The 18,150-nt window shown below is 33.5% G+C and carries 15 protein-coding genes; 6 read left to right on the top strand and 9 right to left on the bottom strand.

Going from position 1 to position 18,150, the window contains the following annotated elements; genetic code table 11:
• Positions 1-70: 70 nt before the first annotated feature.
• The 5 genes from ABD792_RS14050 (at position 71) to ABD792_RS14030 (ending at position 4,978) form a co-directional block, all read left to right on the top strand.
• Complete coding sequence (locus ABD792_RS14050) at positions 71-1,072, top strand: glycosyltransferase family 2 protein (RefSeq protein WP_345006890.1); 1,002 nt, start codon at positions 71-73, stop codon at positions 1,070-1,072.
• Positions 1,073-1,160: 88 nt separating this feature from the next.
• A complete protein-coding gene (locus tag ABD792_RS14045; protein ID WP_345006889.1) occupies positions 1,161-2,036 on the top strand; it encodes a CdaR family protein in 876 nt (291 codons plus the stop codon).
• On the top strand, positions 2,033-2,620 hold the full coding sequence (coaE, locus tag ABD792_RS14040) for a dephospho-CoA kinase (RefSeq protein ID WP_345006887.1): 588 nt from the start codon (positions 2,033-2,035) through the stop codon (positions 2,618-2,620). Before ABD792_RS14045 ends, coaE begins: the two co-directional genes overlap by 4 nt.
• A gap of 78 nt (positions 2,621-2,698) precedes the next feature.
• Entirely contained in the window at positions 2,699-4,270 is a 1,572-nt protein-coding gene (locus ABD792_RS14035; protein ID WP_345006886.1) for a sensor histidine kinase, read from the top strand.
• Positions 4,271-4,273: 3 nt separating this feature from the next.
• Complete coding sequence (locus tag ABD792_RS14030; RefSeq protein WP_345006885.1) at positions 4,274-4,978, top strand: response regulator transcription factor; 705 nt, start codon at positions 4,274-4,276, stop codon at positions 4,976-4,978.
• Between the two features lie 90 nt (positions 4,979-5,068).
• Here the strand turns inward: ABD792_RS14030 and ABD792_RS14025 are convergent, their stop codons facing one another.
• The 5 genes from ABD792_RS14025 to ABD792_RS14005 are packed head-to-tail and all read right to left on the bottom strand — an operon-like array spanning position 5,069 to position 10,313.
• The gene (locus ABD792_RS14025) at positions 5,069-5,728 is read right to left on the bottom strand and encodes an alpha/beta hydrolase (protein WP_345006884.1); all 660 of its coding nucleotides are present in this window, start codon (positions 5,726-5,728) and stop codon (positions 5,069-5,071) included.
• A 4-nt stretch (positions 5,729-5,732) separates the two neighbouring features.
• Complete coding sequence (locus tag ABD792_RS14020) at positions 5,733-6,062, bottom strand: hypothetical protein (protein WP_345006883.1); 330 nt, start codon at positions 6,060-6,062, stop codon at positions 5,733-5,735.
• Positions 6,063-6,064: 2 nt separating this feature from the next.
• Positions 6,065-7,324: a dihydroorotase gene (locus ABD792_RS14015; protein WP_345006882.1), complete on the bottom strand. Its 1,260-nt coding sequence runs from the start codon at positions 7,322-7,324 to the stop codon at positions 6,065-6,067.
• Complete coding sequence (locus ABD792_RS14010) at positions 7,321-9,246, bottom strand: vWA domain-containing protein (RefSeq protein WP_345006881.1); 1,926 nt, start codon at positions 9,244-9,246, stop codon at positions 7,321-7,323. The genes ABD792_RS14015 and ABD792_RS14010 overlap by 4 nt, the downstream gene beginning before the upstream one ends.
• A gap of 59 nt (positions 9,247-9,305) precedes the next feature.
• Positions 9,306-10,313 carry a glycosyltransferase family 2 protein gene (locus ABD792_RS14005; RefSeq protein WP_345006931.1) on the bottom strand — a complete coding sequence of 336 codons (1,008 nt, stop codon included), beginning with the start codon at positions 10,311-10,313 and terminating at the stop codon, positions 9,306-9,308.
• 101 nt (positions 10,314-10,414) lie between these two features.
• On the opposite strand from ABD792_RS14005, the gene ABD792_RS14000 reads away from it, so the two are divergent.
• Positions 10,415-12,304: a M61 family metallopeptidase gene (locus tag ABD792_RS14000; protein ID WP_345006880.1), complete on the top strand. Its 1,890-nt coding sequence runs from the start codon at positions 10,415-10,417 to the stop codon at positions 12,302-12,304.
• A gap of 82 nt (positions 12,305-12,386) precedes the next feature.
• Here ABD792_RS14000 and ABD792_RS13995 read toward each other — a convergent pair whose 3' ends face one another.
• The 4 genes from ABD792_RS13995 to ABD792_RS13980 all read right to left on the bottom strand — a co-directional run bounded on the left by ABD792_RS13995 (position 12,387) and on the right by ABD792_RS13980 (position 17,875).
• Positions 12,387-13,871 (bottom strand): S10 family peptidase, encoded by a 1,485-nt coding sequence (locus ABD792_RS13995; protein WP_345006879.1) that lies wholly within the window; start codon positions 13,869-13,871, stop codon positions 12,387-12,389.
• A gap of 86 nt (positions 13,872-13,957) precedes the next feature.
• On the bottom strand, positions 13,958-14,722 hold the full coding sequence (locus tag ABD792_RS13990; RefSeq protein WP_345006878.1) for a TIGR02757 family protein: 765 nt from the start codon (positions 14,720-14,722) through the stop codon (positions 13,958-13,960).
• A gap of 2 nt (positions 14,723-14,724) precedes the next feature.
• The gene (locus tag ABD792_RS13985; RefSeq protein WP_345006877.1) at positions 14,725-15,387 is read right to left on the bottom strand and encodes an ABC transporter ATP-binding protein; all 663 of its coding nucleotides are present in this window, start codon (positions 15,385-15,387) and stop codon (positions 14,725-14,727) included.
• A 52-nt stretch (positions 15,388-15,439) separates the two neighbouring features.
• Positions 15,440-17,875: a DUF5916 domain-containing protein gene (locus ABD792_RS13980; protein WP_345006876.1), complete on the bottom strand. Its 2,436-nt coding sequence runs from the start codon at positions 17,873-17,875 to the stop codon at positions 15,440-15,442.
• Positions 17,876-18,150 lie beyond the last annotated feature (275 nt).

Genomic DNA, 18,150 nt, shown 5'->3' with positions numbered 1-18,150 from the left:
TAATAAATTATTATAACGAAGCCACCTTTTAAAAGGTGGCTTTTCTATTAGGATTGGTTACATTTGTGATATGCAATTACAGTTTTCTTTTATTATTCCCGTCTATAATCGTCCCGATGAGATTCAGGAGCTTTTACAAAGTTTTGAAGACTTAAAGACAGATCAAGCATTCGAAATTGTTATTGTAGAAGATGGCTCTACCATTTCTTCAAAAAGTATAGTTGAACAGTTTGAAAGCAGACTGGATATAGCTTATTATTTTAAAGAGAATTCTGGTCCAGGAGACTCCAGAAATTATGGAATGAAAAAGGCAAAAGGGAATTACTTTATAATATTAGACTCAGATTGTATTTTGCCACAGGGGTATTTACAAGCCGTTGTTACAGGTTTAACTGCTGGTTATGTAGATTGTTTTGGTGGACCAGATGCAGCACACCAATCATTTACAAAACTCCAGAAAGCTATTAATTTTGCAATGACCTCATTTATAACAACTGGAGGTATACGTGGCAGTAAGAGTAGCGTTAATAGATTTCAACCCCGAAGCTTTAATATGGGGATTTCTAAAAAGGCTTTTATCGCATCAAATGGATTTGGTAAAATACACCCCGGTGAAGACCCAGATTTGTCCATTCGCCTTTGGAACTTAGGGTTTGAGACTAAATTAATACCAGAAGCTTTCGTGTTCCATAAGCGTCGTATCTCTTGGAATAAATTTTACAAACAAGTGTATAAGTTTGGAATGGTAAGACCCATTTTAAATAAGTGGCACCCAGCAACAAGTAAAATCACTTATTGGTTTCCAAGCTTATTTTGTTTGGGGGCTATTACTTCTTTGCTATTGTTTTTATTTGGAGTTAATTGGGTGTTGCAAACCTATTTATTGTATTGTATTTTTACTTTCCTTGTCGCATGTGTAACAACAAAGAGCTTACATGTTGCATTACTTGCGATGGTAGCTGTTGGAGTACAGTTCTTTGGGTATGGTTATGGGTTTTTAAAATCTACTTTAGCTGTTGGGGTTTTAAATAAAAAGCCGCAAGATCATTTTCCTGAATTATTTTTTGAATGAAATGATAAAAAAGGTAAAATCAGAATTACTTAAATCCTTAGAGAGCAAAAAAATAAATGTATTCGTTTTATTTTTATTGTTGTCTTTCATGATTTTAATCTTTACTAAACTGTCTAAGCAGTACACCAATACTATAACATTTTCTATCAATAAAGTCAATGTGCCTAAGGAGATAGTTATTTTAAACGACTCAAGTACGGTACTCAACTTAACCCTAAAAACACATGGGTTTAGATGGCTCAATTATTATATTTCAAAACCAGAGATCGAGATTGATTTTGCAAGTGATGCATATAAAAGGGATTCTGTTTTTATATGGAGTAAATCCAAGGCCTATTTAAATAACACACAGTTCGATAAAAATGTTGAGTTACTTAATATGTCACCCGATACTTTGCGATTTAGATATGATGTGAATTTAGTAAGGAAAGTACCAGTAAAACTAAATGCCGATATTGATTTTACCCCTGGCTATAATGTTGCAACAGCGTTTCGACTAATGCCAGATTCTGTCCAAATAATTGGGCCACACACATTAGTTTCCAACATAGGATTTTTAGAAACAGAACCTTTGAGTTTAACAGAGGTTAGAACAGATATATCTAAAAGTATAAAATTAAAATTACCAGTAAACCATAACGAATTAAAATTTTCTAATGCTGAGGTTATTTTAAAGGGGAAAGTAGAAAAGTTTACTGAAGGCACTTTAAAAATACCAGTTGACATTATAAATATTCCTGACCAGATTAAATTGAAATATTTCCCAAAAACAGTTAATGTTACCTATTATGTTAGTTTAAGTAACTTTAGTGAAATTAAACCAAAAGATTTCAAAGTTAGTTGTGATTATAATAAGATTATTGATAATCAAACGTTTTTAATACCAGAATTGAAGAAAATGTCAGAACTGGTAAAAAGTGCCAAAATAAATCAACAGCATATAGAATTTATAATAACAGAATGATTGTAGTTGGTCTTACAGGTGGTATAGGAAGTGGTAAAACAACTGTTGCTAAGCAGTTTGAGGAGTTGGGAGTGCCCATATATATAGCCGATAAAGAGGCAAAAAGCTTAATGCGTACATCAAAGGTTGTTAAACGAAAACTTATTGAACTATTTGGAGAAAAAGCTTATATAGATGGGCATCTAAATAAAAGTTTTATTGCCGATACCATATTTAACAATGCCTCTTATTTAAAACAGATGAATGCAATAATTCATCCCAAAGTAGCTCAACATTTTAAAAAATGGATAGCCAAGCAAAATGCAGCGTATGTTATTAAAGAAGTCGCTATCTTGTTTGAAAACGATAGCTACAAGCAGTGTGATTACATAATAACGGTAACCACTCCTAAAACATTAAGAATACAGCGTTTACTTGAGCGCGATGACACAACTTTAGAGAAAATAGAAGCCATTATGAAAAATCAATGGCCCGATGAAAAAAAGATGAAACATTCCCATTTTGTAATCAATAACATAGATTTGGAAGACACAAAAAGACAAGTACACCAAATAAATAGGGATATTCTTAAAAAAATACAGTAAATGTTAAATTTTAACATATTTGTTAATGTAAGGTTAAATGGCAACTGAGCTAAATGTTAAAATGTTAATTTTGGTCAGATGAGCAAAAAGATATTTGTCCTATTAGTTATTTTAATGAGTTTGTCACTTATAGGAATCATATTTGTGCAGGCTTATTACATAAAAGATTCGGTTGAGAATGAGAAAAAGCGTTTTGAGTTTAACGTCAATAAAGCATTAAGTTACGTTTCGAATACTATTGAAAAGGAAGAACTGAACAAATATTTTGAGCGGTACCAAAGTTTAGACAAAGAGAAAAGAAAGGATACTGCTTCCATTTCTCAATTGTTCATTTATCAAAAAAATAATAACACAAAAGAGACACTAATTTATAAGCAATCTATTAGAGAAGAGGATTATAAGTTGTCGTCGTCTTTGCTTGACATTGGGTTGGATAGCTTAATGGTTCAAGAGATTATAGGAAGTTCCAGCTCCGAAATATATAGTAATATAGATTTTTCGGAAAAAGATTTGAATAAGTCTCCTATTGTACAGCTGGCTAATAGTGTTGACATGTCTGAAGCAGAGCGAAATTTTTTAGACAAGAATTTGAAAGCAGCTTTAAGTAAAATACCAGTGCATAAACGTGTTTCAGAATTTGAAATAAAAGAATTGTTATCAAGGAAATTAAATGAGGATGGTATTGATTTGGACTATGAGTTTGCTGTTTATAGTAATGATTTGGCTACCAAAGTGCAAAGTGAGCGGTTTGAATACGATAAGGCATCCACATTTAGTATTCCTATTTTTTATGATGAAAATAACAGGAGTCGTTATAAATTATTGGTGAATTTTGCAGATGACGGTAAGTTTATCCTATCGTCTATAATGGGCATGATAATGATGTCGATTATTTTTACATCAATTATCATTATAGCGTACACTAGTGCTTTGTTCCAGTTGGTGAAACAGCGAAAAATATCGCAGATAAAAACAGATTTCATTAATAACATGACGCATGAATTTAAAACGCCTATTGCTACTATAAATTTGGCATTAGATGCTATTAAGAATCCAAAGATAATAGAGGACAAAGATAAGGTAAAGCGTTACCTTAATATGATACGTGAGGAAAATAAACGCATGCATGCACAGGTAGAAAATGTCCTTAGGATATCTAAACTGGAAAAAAATGAACTAAACATAGGGAAAGACCGTGTTGACTTACATGATTTGATAGTTGATGCCATTGCACATGTAGAACTTTTGGTAGAGGATAGGGATGGGTATATTAAAACCTATTTTGAAGCTGAAAACTCTTCAGTTTTAGCCAACGAAACGCATTTTACCAATGTAATAGTCAATGTTTTGGATAATGCAATAAAGTATTCTCCCAATACACCTAAAATTGAGGTATATACAGAAAATGTAGGTACAAATATTCTATTAAAAATAAAAGACCATGGTAGTGGTATGAGCAAGGCAGCTGCCAAACGGGTGTTCGAAAAATTTTATAGAGAGCATACCGGTAATATACACAACGTTAAAGGACACGGACTAGGCTTAGCTTATGTAAAGCGCATAGTGGAAGACCATCAAGGTTATGTGTCTGTAGAAAGCGAAAAAGATAATGGAAGTACATTTACAATCAAACTTCCCATAATAACTTAAGATATGGAAGCACAAAACAAGAAAATTTTATTAGTTGAAGATGATCCTAATTTTGGAACAGTTCTAAAAGATTATTTGGTAATGAACGATTACAATGTTGTTCATGCAAAAAATGGTATGGAAGGTTTTGAAAAGTTTAAAAAGGACGATTTCGATTTATGTATTCTTGATGTTATGATGCCCTATAAAGATGGCTTTACATTAGCCAAAGAGATACGCGAAAAAAACACAGATGTTCCCATAGTGTTTTTAACAGCCAAAGCTATGAAAGAGGACGTTTTAAAAGGCTACAAGGTTGGAGCAGACGATTATTTGAACAAGCCTTTTGATAGCGAAGTATTGTTAATGAAAATTAAAGCCATAATGCAGCGTAAGGCAACTGAAACGATTTCCGACAGTAAACAATTTGAGTTTAAAATAGGAGATTTCGATTTGAATTCAAAGCTACGTTTCTTACGTTATAAAGGCGGGGAGCCCATAAAATTATCACCCAAGGAAAATGAATTATTGCGTTTGTTAGCGCTTCATGAAAACGATTTAATGCCACGCGAATTGGCACTTACTAAAATATGGCGCGATGATAATTATTTTACTTCTCGTAGCATGGATGTCTATATAGCCAAGTTGCGCAAGTATTTAAAACTGGATGAAAAGGTTGAAATATTGAATATCCATGGTGAAGGCTTTAGATTGGTAGTTAACGATTAGTAAGAGAAAAGCATAAGCTAAGAAAGAACCAACTAAATACTCAGTCTGGTTCTTTTTTTATGCGCTATTTAGATTGGTCAATAATAGAAACTAGAGAATACGTCTCGTTAACCAATCTTTGAATTCATAAAAGTTTTGAGGAGCTACACCATGACCTACTGGGAATTCAGAATAGTTATGTTTAATTTTTAGGTCACTTAAAAAAGGCGATGTTTTTCTGGCCCAATCAACAGGAATGACTTGATCGACACTACCGTGGGAGCAATAAAAATCCAAATTAGAAAAATCCTTTTCATTTAAATTTTCAGGAAGAATATCATGGTATATATAGCCACTTAGCGCAATTATATTTTTAACTTTCTCTGGATAATTTAAAGCAACTGCATAGCTTAATATGGCTCCTTGGCTAAACCCAAGTAGCGAGATATTTTCTTTATCTATTGGATATGTCTCGGTAACTTCGTCGATAAACCTGGCTATTAAATCACGAGATGCCGTGGCTTGCTCGTTATCGTTCCATTTTCTTTGGTCGGCATCAAAATTAATGGCATACCAAGCATTGCCATAAGGATGCATGGGGTAGGGGGCTCTTACCGAAATAATAAAAAGTTCTTCGGGCAATTCGCTTGCAAACGAAAATAAATCATTTTCATCACTACCATAACCGTGAAACATAATAAGCAATGGTGCTTTTTCCTGTAAAATTGATGGCCTCGTGATGTGGTACAATGAAAGGTCTGTATTTATCATAATCCTATCGTCCTATATTAGCAAACCATTCTTGAAATTTTTCACCAACATAAGGTATTAGGGTTGCTTTACTTTGTAAGATATTAATAAAAGAAAACAACCAGGCTATTGCAGATATAAGCCATAAGATGTACCCTAGTGTACCATTTATGTATTTGTCGGTTATTTGGGCTATAAATAGCATAATAATTAGTCCTAACATTTGTCGGTTATAAAAAGAAGTGAATGCATTTTTTTTATCAGCATTCATAACCACAGATATTATTAATCCCACAAATGTAATATGACTAACAATGGCTAAGGTTCTTCCATTTTTTATGGTTGTACTGTCCATTTTTATGGTTGTTTTAAAGCAATTTTGTTATTCGAAATGATTCCATAAACATGTCCTGTCAAAGATTCATTCTCAAAAATAGCATTATGCGATTTAGAATTGATATGCCCTTTAGAGAAAGTATACGCTCCTTCAGGGTTAAAAAGGGTGATGTTTAGGGCTTTCCCTATATTAATTGGTAAGGAGTCTACTCCAAAACGTGTTTTACCTTGTGTTAAAAGTTCAATGGTTTTATCTAAGGTAAATTTGGTTTTTAGTGCACCAAAAGCACTTTCCAGCCCAATAGAGCCATAAGCAGCATGATCGAATTCTATCTTTTTATGTTCAATATCAATGGGGTTATGGTCACTTGTAACCATGTCTATTGTCCCATCTTCAAGGCCTTCCATCAAGGCTTCAATATCCTTTTGTGTGCGCAATGGAGGTAATACTTTGTAGTGGGTGTTAAACCCATTAAGTACATTGTCCGTAAAATATAAATTATGAATGGCAACACTGCAACTTACATCGAGACCTTTTCTTTTGCCTTCTCTAATCAACGCTACCGACTCTGCTGTCGATATAGTTGGTATATGTAATTTTCCACCCGTATATTCCAGTAAAAACAAGTCACGAGCAACCTGCATGGATTCAGCTAAAGTTGGTATACCCTTTAAACCAAGGGTTGTACTTGTTACATTTTCGTTCATGACACCATGTCCAGCAATTTTATTTTCTTGTGGAAACGAGCATACTAAACCGTTAAAATTACCAGCATATTGTAAAGCTATTTTCAAGAGGTTGGGATTGGATACAGGCTTTTTGTAATCATAAAAAGCAACAGCTCCAGCTGTACTCATATCATAAAGTTCGGCTAAATCCTCTCCTTTACTGCCACAAGTAAGCGCTCCAATTGGTAAAAGATTAACGGCATGCCCATTAGCTTTTGAATTTACAAAAGTAATATCAGAATTGGAGTCAATTACTGGGTAAGAATTGGCATTCATGCCTACAGTAGTAAATCCAGAAGCCGCAGCTGTATTAAGACCATTTGCTATGGTTTCTCGTTCTTCAAAACCTGGCTCCCCAAAGCATACGCTACTATCAAACCATCCTTGCGATATATGTAAATTATCTAATTGAATTTCTTGGAAACCTTTAGCGTTTTCAATGGAATTGGCAATTTTTGAGATGATGCCGTCTTCAATTAATAGATCTTGTGTTTTGTTGTGAAATTCACTACTGGGATCAATAATTGTAGCAGATTTTATAAGTATGTTCATTTAAAATATTTTAAGATGAGCATTTCAATTATCAATAAAATTAATGCAAAAATAACAAACCATTTCCACAGGGCATTAATTTTTGCATCACTTTTTATAGTATTAAAAACATCGGTAATAGAATCACCAACACTAGCTTGTTCTAAATTAGAGATATCCCTGTAAATCAAGTTACTTTCGCTTCTGTCGTAGTTATAGCTTACGTTTTTAACGGTCTTGTTTTCGTTCTTTATTTCGTAAATTCCAGAAACAGAAGGGCTTTCGGAGGTATTAATGACAACTTTGTTATTAAAGTATTGCTGTTTTGGTATAATACGATCAGTTTTATTTACCAATGTTAAAATGTCATCTTGCTTAAGTTGGGTTGCTACATCATAAGTGTTTTGTTTACCTATCGTGTAGTATATCTTTGGTGTTTTAAAGCTAGAGCGGCCTATATTGTATAAGGTTGGAACAATTAAAGGCGAGTTTTTTAAATTGGAATTTGCAGAATTCAATGCAGCCGTAAAAAGATACATGTTGTTGCTTTTTAATAAAAAGGCTTGTCCATCCTCGTATCCCAGAGCAGGGCTTTCTAAGCTACCCGAAATAGTATAAAAGCTATTTACTTTTGGGTATTGGAAATTCTTGACTTGTTTTTCAAAAACACCGTTGTTGTACAAAGGATGTGAGAAGTTGATTGTAGTTATATGTTTTTCAGTTTCCACAAAAGATTTAAATGCAGTACTGTAATTGGATAACAATGCATTGTAAGAGGTCTGGTTAATAGCTTTTGATGGGATTATAATTATATAGCCACCTTGGTTACTAAAAAGCTTTAGTGCCGAAATGAGTGCGTTTGGGATAGTTTCCAACTCATTCAAGATAATTAGATGTAGCTTGTCTAATGTATTATAGTTTAGCCGTTCCTCTAAAGTCGAGATATAATTAAATTCATCGGCTGTATAAATACGCTTCAAAAAAGAATCGTCGGAAGCATTTATGCTCAATACATTTATTTTAGTGTTATTGTCGATATTAAAAAAAAAGTTGTTGTCAAAAGTAAGGTTAACATCGTCTATTGCTATTCGTCCACTTATAGTGCCTTTTAGGGGAAGCGAGAAGTTTGTTTGGGTATTTTTCTCAATAGATATTGATGTTTTGGCTATTAGAGTATCATTATTGAATAAAGATATCGGTAAGTTCTCAATTGGGTCACCGCTGTTTTTTATATCCACCTTAAGCTCTGTGCTTGTAGCGGTTATTTTGGAAATATATACACTATCTATAGAAACATTGTTGTTGTTTACAGGTCGTAGTTTAACCATGTGCAATTTCTCTAGAGAATCTGCTAGAGGTTTAAAATCTGATATGTCCTGTTGGAAATCAGATATAAAGACTAAGTTTTTTAAGGTATTCTTTCTTTTACTAAAAAGGGTTTTGGCTTTTAATATGGCGGCTTGATTGGTTAATGAACTTGAAGTATACTCTAATTGTAACAACTCATTCTTAATAGCCTTAATAGAGGCGTTTTTGTATGTGTCATTATTAGTAATTAATGAAATGGTTTCATTATTGGGTACATTACTAATAATGTCCTGAACAGCACGTTTTAAAAGTTCTCCTTGGTTACCTTTAGCCTGCATGCTATAAGAATTATCAAGATAAATAACCGTTTCCTTTTCGGTATTATAAGTACCCTGTTTAGTGGTATAAGGTTGTGCAAATGCTAAAATAACAGCAGTAAACAGAAAGAGTCTAATGGTTAAAATAAGCCATTTTTTTATTTGTGAACTTTTACGCGTTTTCAATGTCGCTGCCTCTAAAAAAGCGACGTTGGTGAAAGCGACTTTTTGAAATTTCCGTAATTGGAATAGGTGGACAATAATAGGGATTAACAGTAAAAATAAAGCGTAAAGAAGTTCGGGGTGTTTAAACTGCATGCCTTTTATTTGTTATAAATATATAAAATGATATTTATTATTTGTTGTACAAAGCGAAGTTAACAAAAGAATACATAATCTTCTACAGGTTTCATATCAATTTGTTTAAGGTAAGCCCTAATTTCCTTTTGGGCCTTTTTGTTAGCTACTGTTATGATGCTTTGCGCATTTGTTAGCTGTTTTAAGTAGTTAAAAGCCCTAAGTTTTGTTCCGTATATGTCGCGACCAATCTTATTGGGGTTGTCACATATCCATTCAAAAGGAATGCCTTTTCTTGTTAAAATTTTAGCGATGAGTTTGCCTTTTGTTCCCGCTCCCCATATTACAAGTGTTCTTTTGGGATCGTAATCTACGTCCAAAAAATAATGGAGTTTTAGTGTGGTAAAATGGTTTTGTGCGTAATGTATATGCGTTCTGGAAGTACGTGTGTTGTAGTCTCTCCAGTAATGCAGTACATCGTTACAAGGAATACACTTATATTGGTGTTTATAAAACCGGAATGTTAAATCGTAATCTTCGGGATATCGGTTGGGGTTGAATGCATCACAAGCTATTAAATCATCTCGGTAAACCATCCAACACGGAGAAGGAATAACGCACTCTTTATATATTTCAGAATAATTACTACCGATTTCGGTTAATGTATTAAGCCATTGTTCGTAACTTTTATAACCTTCTTTAACTCCTCCATCACAAAAATATTTTACCAAGCCAACAGCAACATGTTGTTTGCCATAATTTAAAAGATTTGTTGCTAAAACCTTTAGTTTATTTGGGGGCATAATATCATCACTGTCCATCCTTGTAATAAAGTCGCCCTTGCTTAGCTTAAAAGCAAGCTTAAGAGCTTCTATAATGCCATTACCTTCATTTTTTATCAGTTTTATTCTATTGTCATTTTTAGCAAAACGTTTAACTACTTCATAGCTGCTATCGGTAGAATGATCGTCCACTATCAATAATTCCCAATGGGTATAAGATTGTTTTAAAATGGAATCCAAACATTCGGCTAGATAAGCTTCTGTATTTTTAAATGGTGTTAGTATACTTATTAAGGGCTTTTGCATTTTGCGAATATACATAATTCATCTTTTAACAGAACCTTAAGAAAAAGGCAGGTAACATAATAGTATTTTCGGCATTTACAAACAGAATATATAATTAGAAGATGAAAATTAACAGGTTTACTGTATTATTAGCAGGTGTTTTAATAGTAAGTTGTAATGTAACGAGGACTAAAAACGATTTGGCCACAAGCTTACCAATAGAAACGACCATACGTTTAGATCAAGTGAATGATGATAAAGCCCCCGTTACGATTAACCCAGGACGGTTTACGGTAGAAACGGTAACATATTATTTGCCAAAAGTGGTGCAAGGTACTTATTCGGTAAGTGATTTTGGTAAGTATATAGAGGGCTTTAAAGCTTACGATTATAAAGGAAATGAAATGGAAGTGGTTAAGGGGAGCACTAATTCCTGGACTATTACTAATGCCAAGAAGTTAGATAAAATAACCTATTTGGTTAATGACACCTACGATTTAGAAGTTGAAGGAGGTATTGGAGGAGAACAGCCATTCTCTCCAGCAGGAACTAATATCGAACCAAATAATTATGTGCTTAATCTGCACGGATTTATAGGGTATTTTGATGTTTTAAAGAACAATCAATATAAATTGGACGTAACTGCTCCCAGTAACTTTGCTAGAACATCAGCTTTACAAAATATAGGAACAAAAGAAAGTGACGACGGGAAATACACGACTAGTAGTTATTTTGCTACCCGTTATTTTGAAATTACCGATAACCCAATGATGTATGGTAATTTGGATGTTGAAGAATTTAAAGTTGGTGATATTAAAATAGTATTGAGTGTTTACTCGCCAAATAAAGTCCATTCGGCTAAATCACTAAAAGAAACCATTTTTAAAATGATGCAGGCCCAAAAGAATTATTTGGGAGCCGTAAATACAACACCGCGATATGATATATATTTATATCTGTCGGAAGGAAAAGAAGATTCACCCAAGGGATTTGGTGCTTTAGAACACCATACATCTACAGTAGTCGTTATGCCAGAATCTATGTCTAAGGAAGCTTTAGATGAAGGAATGATAGATGTGGTTTCTCATGAGTTCTTTCATATTGTAACACCTTTAAGCGTACATTCTGAAGATGTGCATTATTTCGATTACAATAAGCCTACATTCTCAAAACACTTATGGATGTACGAGGGGGTAACCGAATATTTTGCAACATTATTTCAAGTCAATCAAGGACTGATATCCGATGAAGCATTTTACACTAAGCTTATGGAAAAAATCCAATACTCCCTTGATATGGACGATACTATGAGTTTTACCGAAATGAGTGAGCGTATTTTGGAAGAACCCTATGCTTCCCAATATATTAATGTTTACCAAAAAGGAGCTCTAATAGGCATGTGTATAGATATCTTGATGCGAGAGGAGAGTAACGAGAGTAGAGGTATTTTATCACTTATGAAGGAATTGTCAAATAAATATGGAAAGAATAAGCCATTTGAAGATGACAAGATAATTGATGAAATTGTAGCAATGACTTATCCGTCTTTAAGAACTTTTTTCGACACGCACGTTATAGGAACTACACCAATTGATTATGACGAATTTTTTAATAAGGTAGGTTTGAAAACTGCAGAAGCCAAAGTAAAAACGAATTTTGTTCAAAATGCAGGCGTTTTAATTATAGGAGCCAACCCTAATTATGGAACTGTATTTTTTACTGATATGGTAGCTGATAATAGTTTTTGGGCCGAGCAAGGCGTAAAATCTGGTGATATTATTAAAACCGTTAATGGTACAGAACTTACTATGCAAAATGTAAACGAGCTTTTAACAGAGATGTTTATGTGGAAACCAGGTAAAGAGATAGAAGTTAAGCTTAATAGAAAAGGCGAGGAGGTTGTTATTAAAACAATTACAACCCAACCTTATACCAAAGGAGAAAGTATTCAAGTAAATGAAAACGCAAGTGAAGCACAAATAAAATTACGTGAAGCTTGGCTAAAAGGTTAAGAGTAAATATACAATAATAAAAACGCCTGTTGTACGTTACTACAACAGGCGTTTTTATTGATTAATATTATAGTGATTAAGTTTAGTATTTAGCCGATTTTCCATTAGATAAAGAATTTTTTATGAAGGTTCTTAGGTCATCGTTTGCAGTTACCAAGTCCTCTTGTCTAAGGTACATCATATGACCGCTTCTGTAACCTTTAAACGTAAAGCGGTCTTTCATTTTCCCACTCGGATCAATTTGCCACATAGTATATTTTGCTCCAAAATAGGTAGTAGCTCCATCATAATAACCCGACTGAATCAGCACTTTTAAATAAGGATTCACAGCCATTGCTTGTCTCAACTGATCTCTGGTATTATCATTTCTTCTATCCCAGGGGTGTACATTACCAAACATGTTATACTTTATATCGGTTTTAAAGTTGAGGTGTTTTTTAATATAATAGTTGATGGCAGGGGTGAAGGAGTGCATCCATGAAGTTAATTCTGGACTATAATCTGGGCTGTCACCAGCTTCTCTTTTGTCAATCCCCAAATATCTGGAGTCTAACCTACCTATGGTATGACCTGTTTTGTTTCTTAATAATTCTTTCCAAAAGAAACTGGTGGGAACATCTAAGTTATTTTGTAAGATAGCTGTTTTGCTCAATCCAGAGTAATAACTCATTTTTTGAGCAACTTCTTGCTTTTCATTGTTAGAAATAAATCCACCTTTAGCTATTGCGGGCATTAATGTATTGATTGTATAATCTTCGACTTCGGGTAATATGTCGAGTAAATCTTGTTGCTGTAACTCATTTGGCAATGCTTTTTGATACCAAGCTGCAGCAGTAAAGTAGGGGAGGTTTAAAGTAGAATATATAGGTTGGCTTGTGCTATAGAGTTTATAATCGGCGGGAGATACTAGAATAACACCGTTTAAGTACATCCATTGGCTACTTTGTAATTCATTAGCGAGCCCCATTACGCGCGTACCACCATAACTTTCCCCAATAATGTATTTAGGAGATTTCCATCTATTATTTCTGGTAATAAAGGTGTTTATCCATTCTGCTAAATATTTAATATCTGCATTGATACCAAAAAAAGTTTCTCTTTCTGGTAGCTTTCCTTCCTTGTTAGGAAGCATTCTTGAATAACCAGTATTCACAGGGTTTACATACACAATATCGGCTATATCCAATATAGAATTTGGATTGTCTTTTACACCATAGGGTTGAATGGGATATCCTTCCTTATCAATATTTAAAATTTTAGGGCCTGTATAAGCAATGTGCATCCATACGGAAGCAGAACCTGGCCCTCCATTAAAAGAGATGATAAGAGGTCTATTATCTTTGTTTTTAACGTTACTACGTTGGTAATAAGTATAAAATAGACTAGCAATAGGTTCGCCGTTTCCATTCCATACTGGCTGTGTACCCGTTGTAGCTGTGTACGATAAATTGATGCCTTTTATGGTTACACTGTGCGAAGTTAAAACAGTAGTATCGGCTGGTATTTTTCTATTTTGTGCATGGGTAATAGCACTAATTAGACAGAGAAAAGCGAGTAGTTTTTTCATTGATAATGGTATAAAATTAGTTTTTAACGGACTAATTTACTATTTTGAGTTTGTGGCGTAAAAGAATTAACATACGTTAACACTCTTTAAAATCCTTCAAAAACACCTAAACCAAACAAGGCAAAATCATATTTAACAGGGTCTTTCGAATCTAGATTACGTAAACTGGTGTCTAATTCTAAAAGTGCTTTTGCATCATTTTGTTTTCTGGTAAGTAGACCAAGCTTTCTTGCCACATTGCCAGAATGTACGTCTAACGGACAGGACAATTGACTTGGAGAAAGTTCATTCCAAACGCCAAAATCGACACCTGTTTGGTCATTTCTAACCATCCAACGCAAAAACATGTTGATACGTTTTGCTGCCGAATTTTTTAATGGATCACTAACATGCTTTTGGGTTCTTGGCAAATGTTCAATTTCGAAGAATATAGTTTTAAACTTGGAAATGGCCATTTGCAATGAATTGGTTTTTGCATGTTTAACAAAAACGGCTTCTAAACCATTATGATTTTTATAAACGTGTTGTAGCGAAGTAATGAATTGTATACAGTCATCTCCGTTAAATGTTCTGTGTACAAAAGATAAAAGACGTTCCAGGTCGGTTTCTTTATGATGCATTACAAAATCAAAAGGAGCATTGTCCATTAACTTCATTAAACGCTTAGCATTTTTTATAATACTCTTACGGTTACCCCAAGCAATGGTTGACGTTAAAAAACCAGCAATTTCAATATCTTCTTTTATACTGTATTGGTGTGGTACTTGAATAGGGTCGCTTTCAATAAACTTTCGATTGTTATATTGAAGTACTTTCTCATCTAGAAAATCCTTTAGGTCCTTTTGTATCAAAGTTAATCAATAATTTTACCGTCAACCATTGTAAGCTTTCTATCGGCTAGATTGGCCAGTTCTTCGTTATGCGTAACTATAACAAAGGTCTGCCCAAATTCGTCACGAAGTTTAAAAAAGAGGCTATGCAGTATTTCGGCCGATTCACTATCAAGGTTACCAGAGGGCTCATCAGCAAAAATTAAATCAGGGTTATTGATTAGTGCTCTTGCAACAGCAGTACGTTGTTGTTCGCCTCCCGATAATTCATTGGGTTTGTGGTGGTAGCGGTGTGATAAACCTAAGAAATCCAATAATTCTTTTGCTCTTTTTTCGGCATCAGCCTTTTTTGTTCCTTTGATGAATGCAGGTAGACATACATTTTCTAAAGCCGTAAATTCTGGAAGCAATTGGTGAAACTGGAAAATGAAACCAATATGCTCATTTCTAAATTTAGCGACAGCCCTTTCTTTGAGATCATTTATACTATAGTTGTTAATGTTTAGCTCAAAAGGTTCTTTTTTAGAAGCGTTATCTAAAGTGCCCAATATTTGTAGCAAAGTAGTTTTTCCTGCTCCAGAAGCACCTACTATCGAAACGATTTCTCCTTTTTTAACATGAATGTCAACACCTCTTAAAACGTGTAAATCGTTATAATATTTATGAATATTTTTTGCTTGAATCATTATCTTTTTTTCGAACAATGAAAGTAATACTTTGTGATCTATTGTACAAACTTTAACTGTTTTTGTGTTGCAACGATTTCTTAAAGTTATTGTAATTTATATAGTAAACGAAGCGCATGGAGAAAACTTGCCGCATAGGCTCATTTAAAATGTTTTTTAAACTAACTAAATAATCATCTTTAGAAGCTGTTGTATTACTTAACAACTGATTTCTGTATAAGGCAACAAGTTGACTTCCGGGAGCAAAATCCCAAGTATATTTTAAATCCAAATTCCAAATATTAAAGTTTCTGTTAGGATCGTTAATGTCATTTACAGTGTAATTATCATTGGTAGATAAAGTTCCGTCTTCTTGAAGTCTAAACAAACTAGGATCATAGGTTGCTGTACTCCAATAATTTCTAAACGATAAAGAAAGCCCATGCTTTGTGTTGAAATGATATTTTCCAGAAATAGTGTTTTCAATCGAATTTTGATTGTATTCACCAAAAATAATATCGTCATTTATTTTGGACACATAACCTCGACCACCTTCTTTGGTATTATAATCAAAACCGTAAGTAAAAATAAGTTTATCACTTAAACGTAACCTTGGACTAATTTCAAAACCATATCCTATAAAATCCCTTTCATGGTCAAATAAAGTTTCAAATCGTATACGACTATCAATTGCAAAGGTTTTGTTATAATTTGTAGAAATCCAAAACATTGTTTCCAATAGGTTTTTGTATATAAAAGCTTTGTTTTCTCTAGATTCATTATAGTCGTATTGTTTGCCAATTTCAATATTTATATCGGCTCCAAAAGCAAATAGTTTTCTCGTTTGGGCGAAAAAATCGACCATAAAATTATTTCCATTATAAGTATCGGGCTTATACCTTCTTTTGTAAGTTGAAGTAGCATTAATACTAAAATTATTGAATATTTTGGTTGGTTTGAATATTTCGTATGAAAATTTGCCCGTAAAATGGCTATAGTTATTTTGGAAATTGATTCCCAGGTCATTGATATCGTATGTTCTATTAACAAGTTCGTGTTCAATTCCATATTGAAAATTACCACTAATCTTGCCGATTTCAATCTTGGAACTATAACCATTTTGAGAATCTCCAATATCACTTAAGCGACTCATTTTAAACTGCGTCTCTATGCCAAATGTATTTTTTTTATTCCTTATATTGGTTAGTAATGCTGTAACATTGGCATCTCTAAAATTTCCTTTTCTAGTTACATTGGTATTTACGATACTTACAGAAGAATTTCTGTTAAATTGTTGATCTAAGACCACAACATTATAGTTCGCAAAGGGTTCAATAACCTCTATTCTACTATTTTTAGATATTGTATCTTGAATTTCTGCATTGGTCTTCTCTGTGAACGCGTTAAAAAAAGCAATGCCTAGCCCGCTTTTTGTCCGTCCGGATAGTTTGACTGCATTCAACATTTTTATGTTTTCTGAGGCACTGATGATTATTTCATCCTCTTTAAGAGAATTTTTTACGTTTTGATAGGCTACAGGTTTACTGCCAATACGCCTGGAGTAGAAGAGATCTCCTTTTGAAAAAAGATTAACACCTTCCTTAAAAAACTGGCGTTGTTCGGCGAACTGCTGTTCGAATGGCCCTAAGTTAAGCTGCACATCGTCAAAACCAGCTTGACTAAAATCGGGAATTAAGGTAGCGTCAATTGTAAAGTTTTCATTTATGCCATATTTGACATCCAAACCTAAACTGAAATCGTTATTGGTTTCATTATTAAAATGATTAACGAGGTAAGAGGCGAATGGATTAAAACTAAGTCGTGTGGGAGGTTTTATGTTTTTAATCCCTTTTATTTCACCGTGGTACAGTCCTTCGTATCCGGTGGTGGTATCTATAGGATTCCATGAATATTGCGCTTTGGTTTTTCTAAAGTATCTATGAAAGTTTACACCCCAGGTTTGTATGGCTTCATTTGAGAAGCGTAAAGCTGCATACGGTATTTTAATTTCAACTATCCAACCATTTTCTGCAATAGTTACAGCACTTTTCCATACAGCGTTCCACTCAAAATCATCTTTGCCTCCAGTAGTAGCTATGGCATCTGCTTGGACACCAGAGCTAAACACAATAAACTTAGTGTCGTTTTGTGAATCATTATTAGGGTTGAGGGTGACTCCAAAATAATCAGACTGACCAAAATCATCCCTACTTGTAAGCTGTTTCATAATGTTATTGGGGGCATCTTGTAAGTAGGCAGAAATATAAATGGCATCATCATCATAGGTCATCTTAATTTCATTTTTTTGATGTGCCTTTTCATTGATTCCCATATCTGGCTGAAATTGTATAAAATTAGTAGCTTCGTTGGCATTTTTCCAAGCCATATCATCAAGAATGCCGTCAATTTTTGGGGCTATATCGGTTCTAAAAACAATTAACTCTTTCTTTTCTTGAGCAAATGTTAAAAACATGTTGAATATTGAAATAAAGAAAATGAGTTTTTTCACTTGGTTTAAGTTAGAGTTAATATGAAAAAATCAGTTTTATATAAAGGAGAAAGCATTTGTGTTAGTTTACAATAGTTTAAGCTTTTTTATATTTTAAAAGAGTAAGCTCATAGTATGTTGGATATGTGTTAACATTTATAAGATTACCTATATGTTTTTGGAAGATACAATATGTTTTTGTTTAATAAGCATAAATATAACCTTATAATATTTTTGTAAAACGAATACATATCATTTTTAGTTTTCATAGCTATATGTTGAAATAACTTTTAAAA

It is taken from the genome of Snuella lapsa, assembly GCF_039539345.1.
GTDB classification, from domain to species: Bacteria; Bacteroidota; Bacteroidia; order Flavobacteriales; family Flavobacteriaceae; genus Snuella; species Snuella lapsa.
Note: the sequence above shows the minus strand (reverse complement) of the source record. Positions and strands in the feature narration are given on the sequence as shown.

Excerpts from the sequence above, each read along its gene's own strand:
- ABD792_RS14050 (WP_345006890.1), top strand. The coding sequence starts at position 71 with ATGCAATTACAGTTTTCTTTTATTATTCCCGTCTATAATCGTCCCGAT.
- ABD792_RS14045 (WP_345006889.1), top strand. The coding sequence starts at position 1,161 with ATGATTTTAATCTTTACTAAACTGTCTAAGCAGTACACCAATACTATA.
- coaE (WP_345006887.1), top strand. The coding sequence starts at position 2,033 with ATGATTGTAGTTGGTCTTACAGGTGGTATAGGAAGTGGTAAAACAACT.
- ABD792_RS14035 (WP_345006886.1), top strand. The coding sequence starts at position 2,699 with ATGAGCAAAAAGATATTTGTCCTATTAGTTATTTTAATGAGTTTGTCA.
- ABD792_RS14030 (WP_345006885.1), top strand. The coding sequence starts at position 4,274 with ATGGAAGCACAAAACAAGAAAATTTTATTAGTTGAAGATGATCCTAAT.
- ABD792_RS14025 (WP_345006884.1), bottom strand. The coding sequence starts at position 5,728 with ATGATAAATACAGACCTTTCATTGTACCACATCACGAGGCCATCAATT.
- ABD792_RS14020 (WP_345006883.1), bottom strand. The coding sequence starts at position 6,062 with ATGGACAGTACAACCATAAAAAATGGAAGAACCTTAGCCATTGTTAGT.
- ABD792_RS14015 (WP_345006882.1), bottom strand. The coding sequence starts at position 7,324 with ATGAACATACTTATAAAATCTGCTACAATTATTGATCCCAGTAGTGAA.
- ABD792_RS14010 (WP_345006881.1), bottom strand. The coding sequence starts at position 9,246 with ATGCAGTTTAAACACCCCGAACTTCTTTACGCTTTATTTTTACTGTTA.
- ABD792_RS14005 (WP_345006931.1), bottom strand. The coding sequence starts at position 10,313 with ATGCAAAAGCCCTTAATAAGTATACTAACACCATTTAAAAATACAGAA.
- ABD792_RS14000 (WP_345006880.1), top strand. The coding sequence starts at position 10,415 with ATGAAAATTAACAGGTTTACTGTATTATTAGCAGGTGTTTTAATAGTA.
- ABD792_RS13995 (WP_345006879.1), bottom strand. The coding sequence starts at position 13,871 with ATGAAAAAACTACTCGCTTTTCTCTGTCTAATTAGTGCTATTACCCAT.
- ABD792_RS13985 (WP_345006877.1), bottom strand. The coding sequence starts at position 15,387 with ATGATTCAAGCAAAAAATATTCATAAATATTATAACGATTTACACGTT.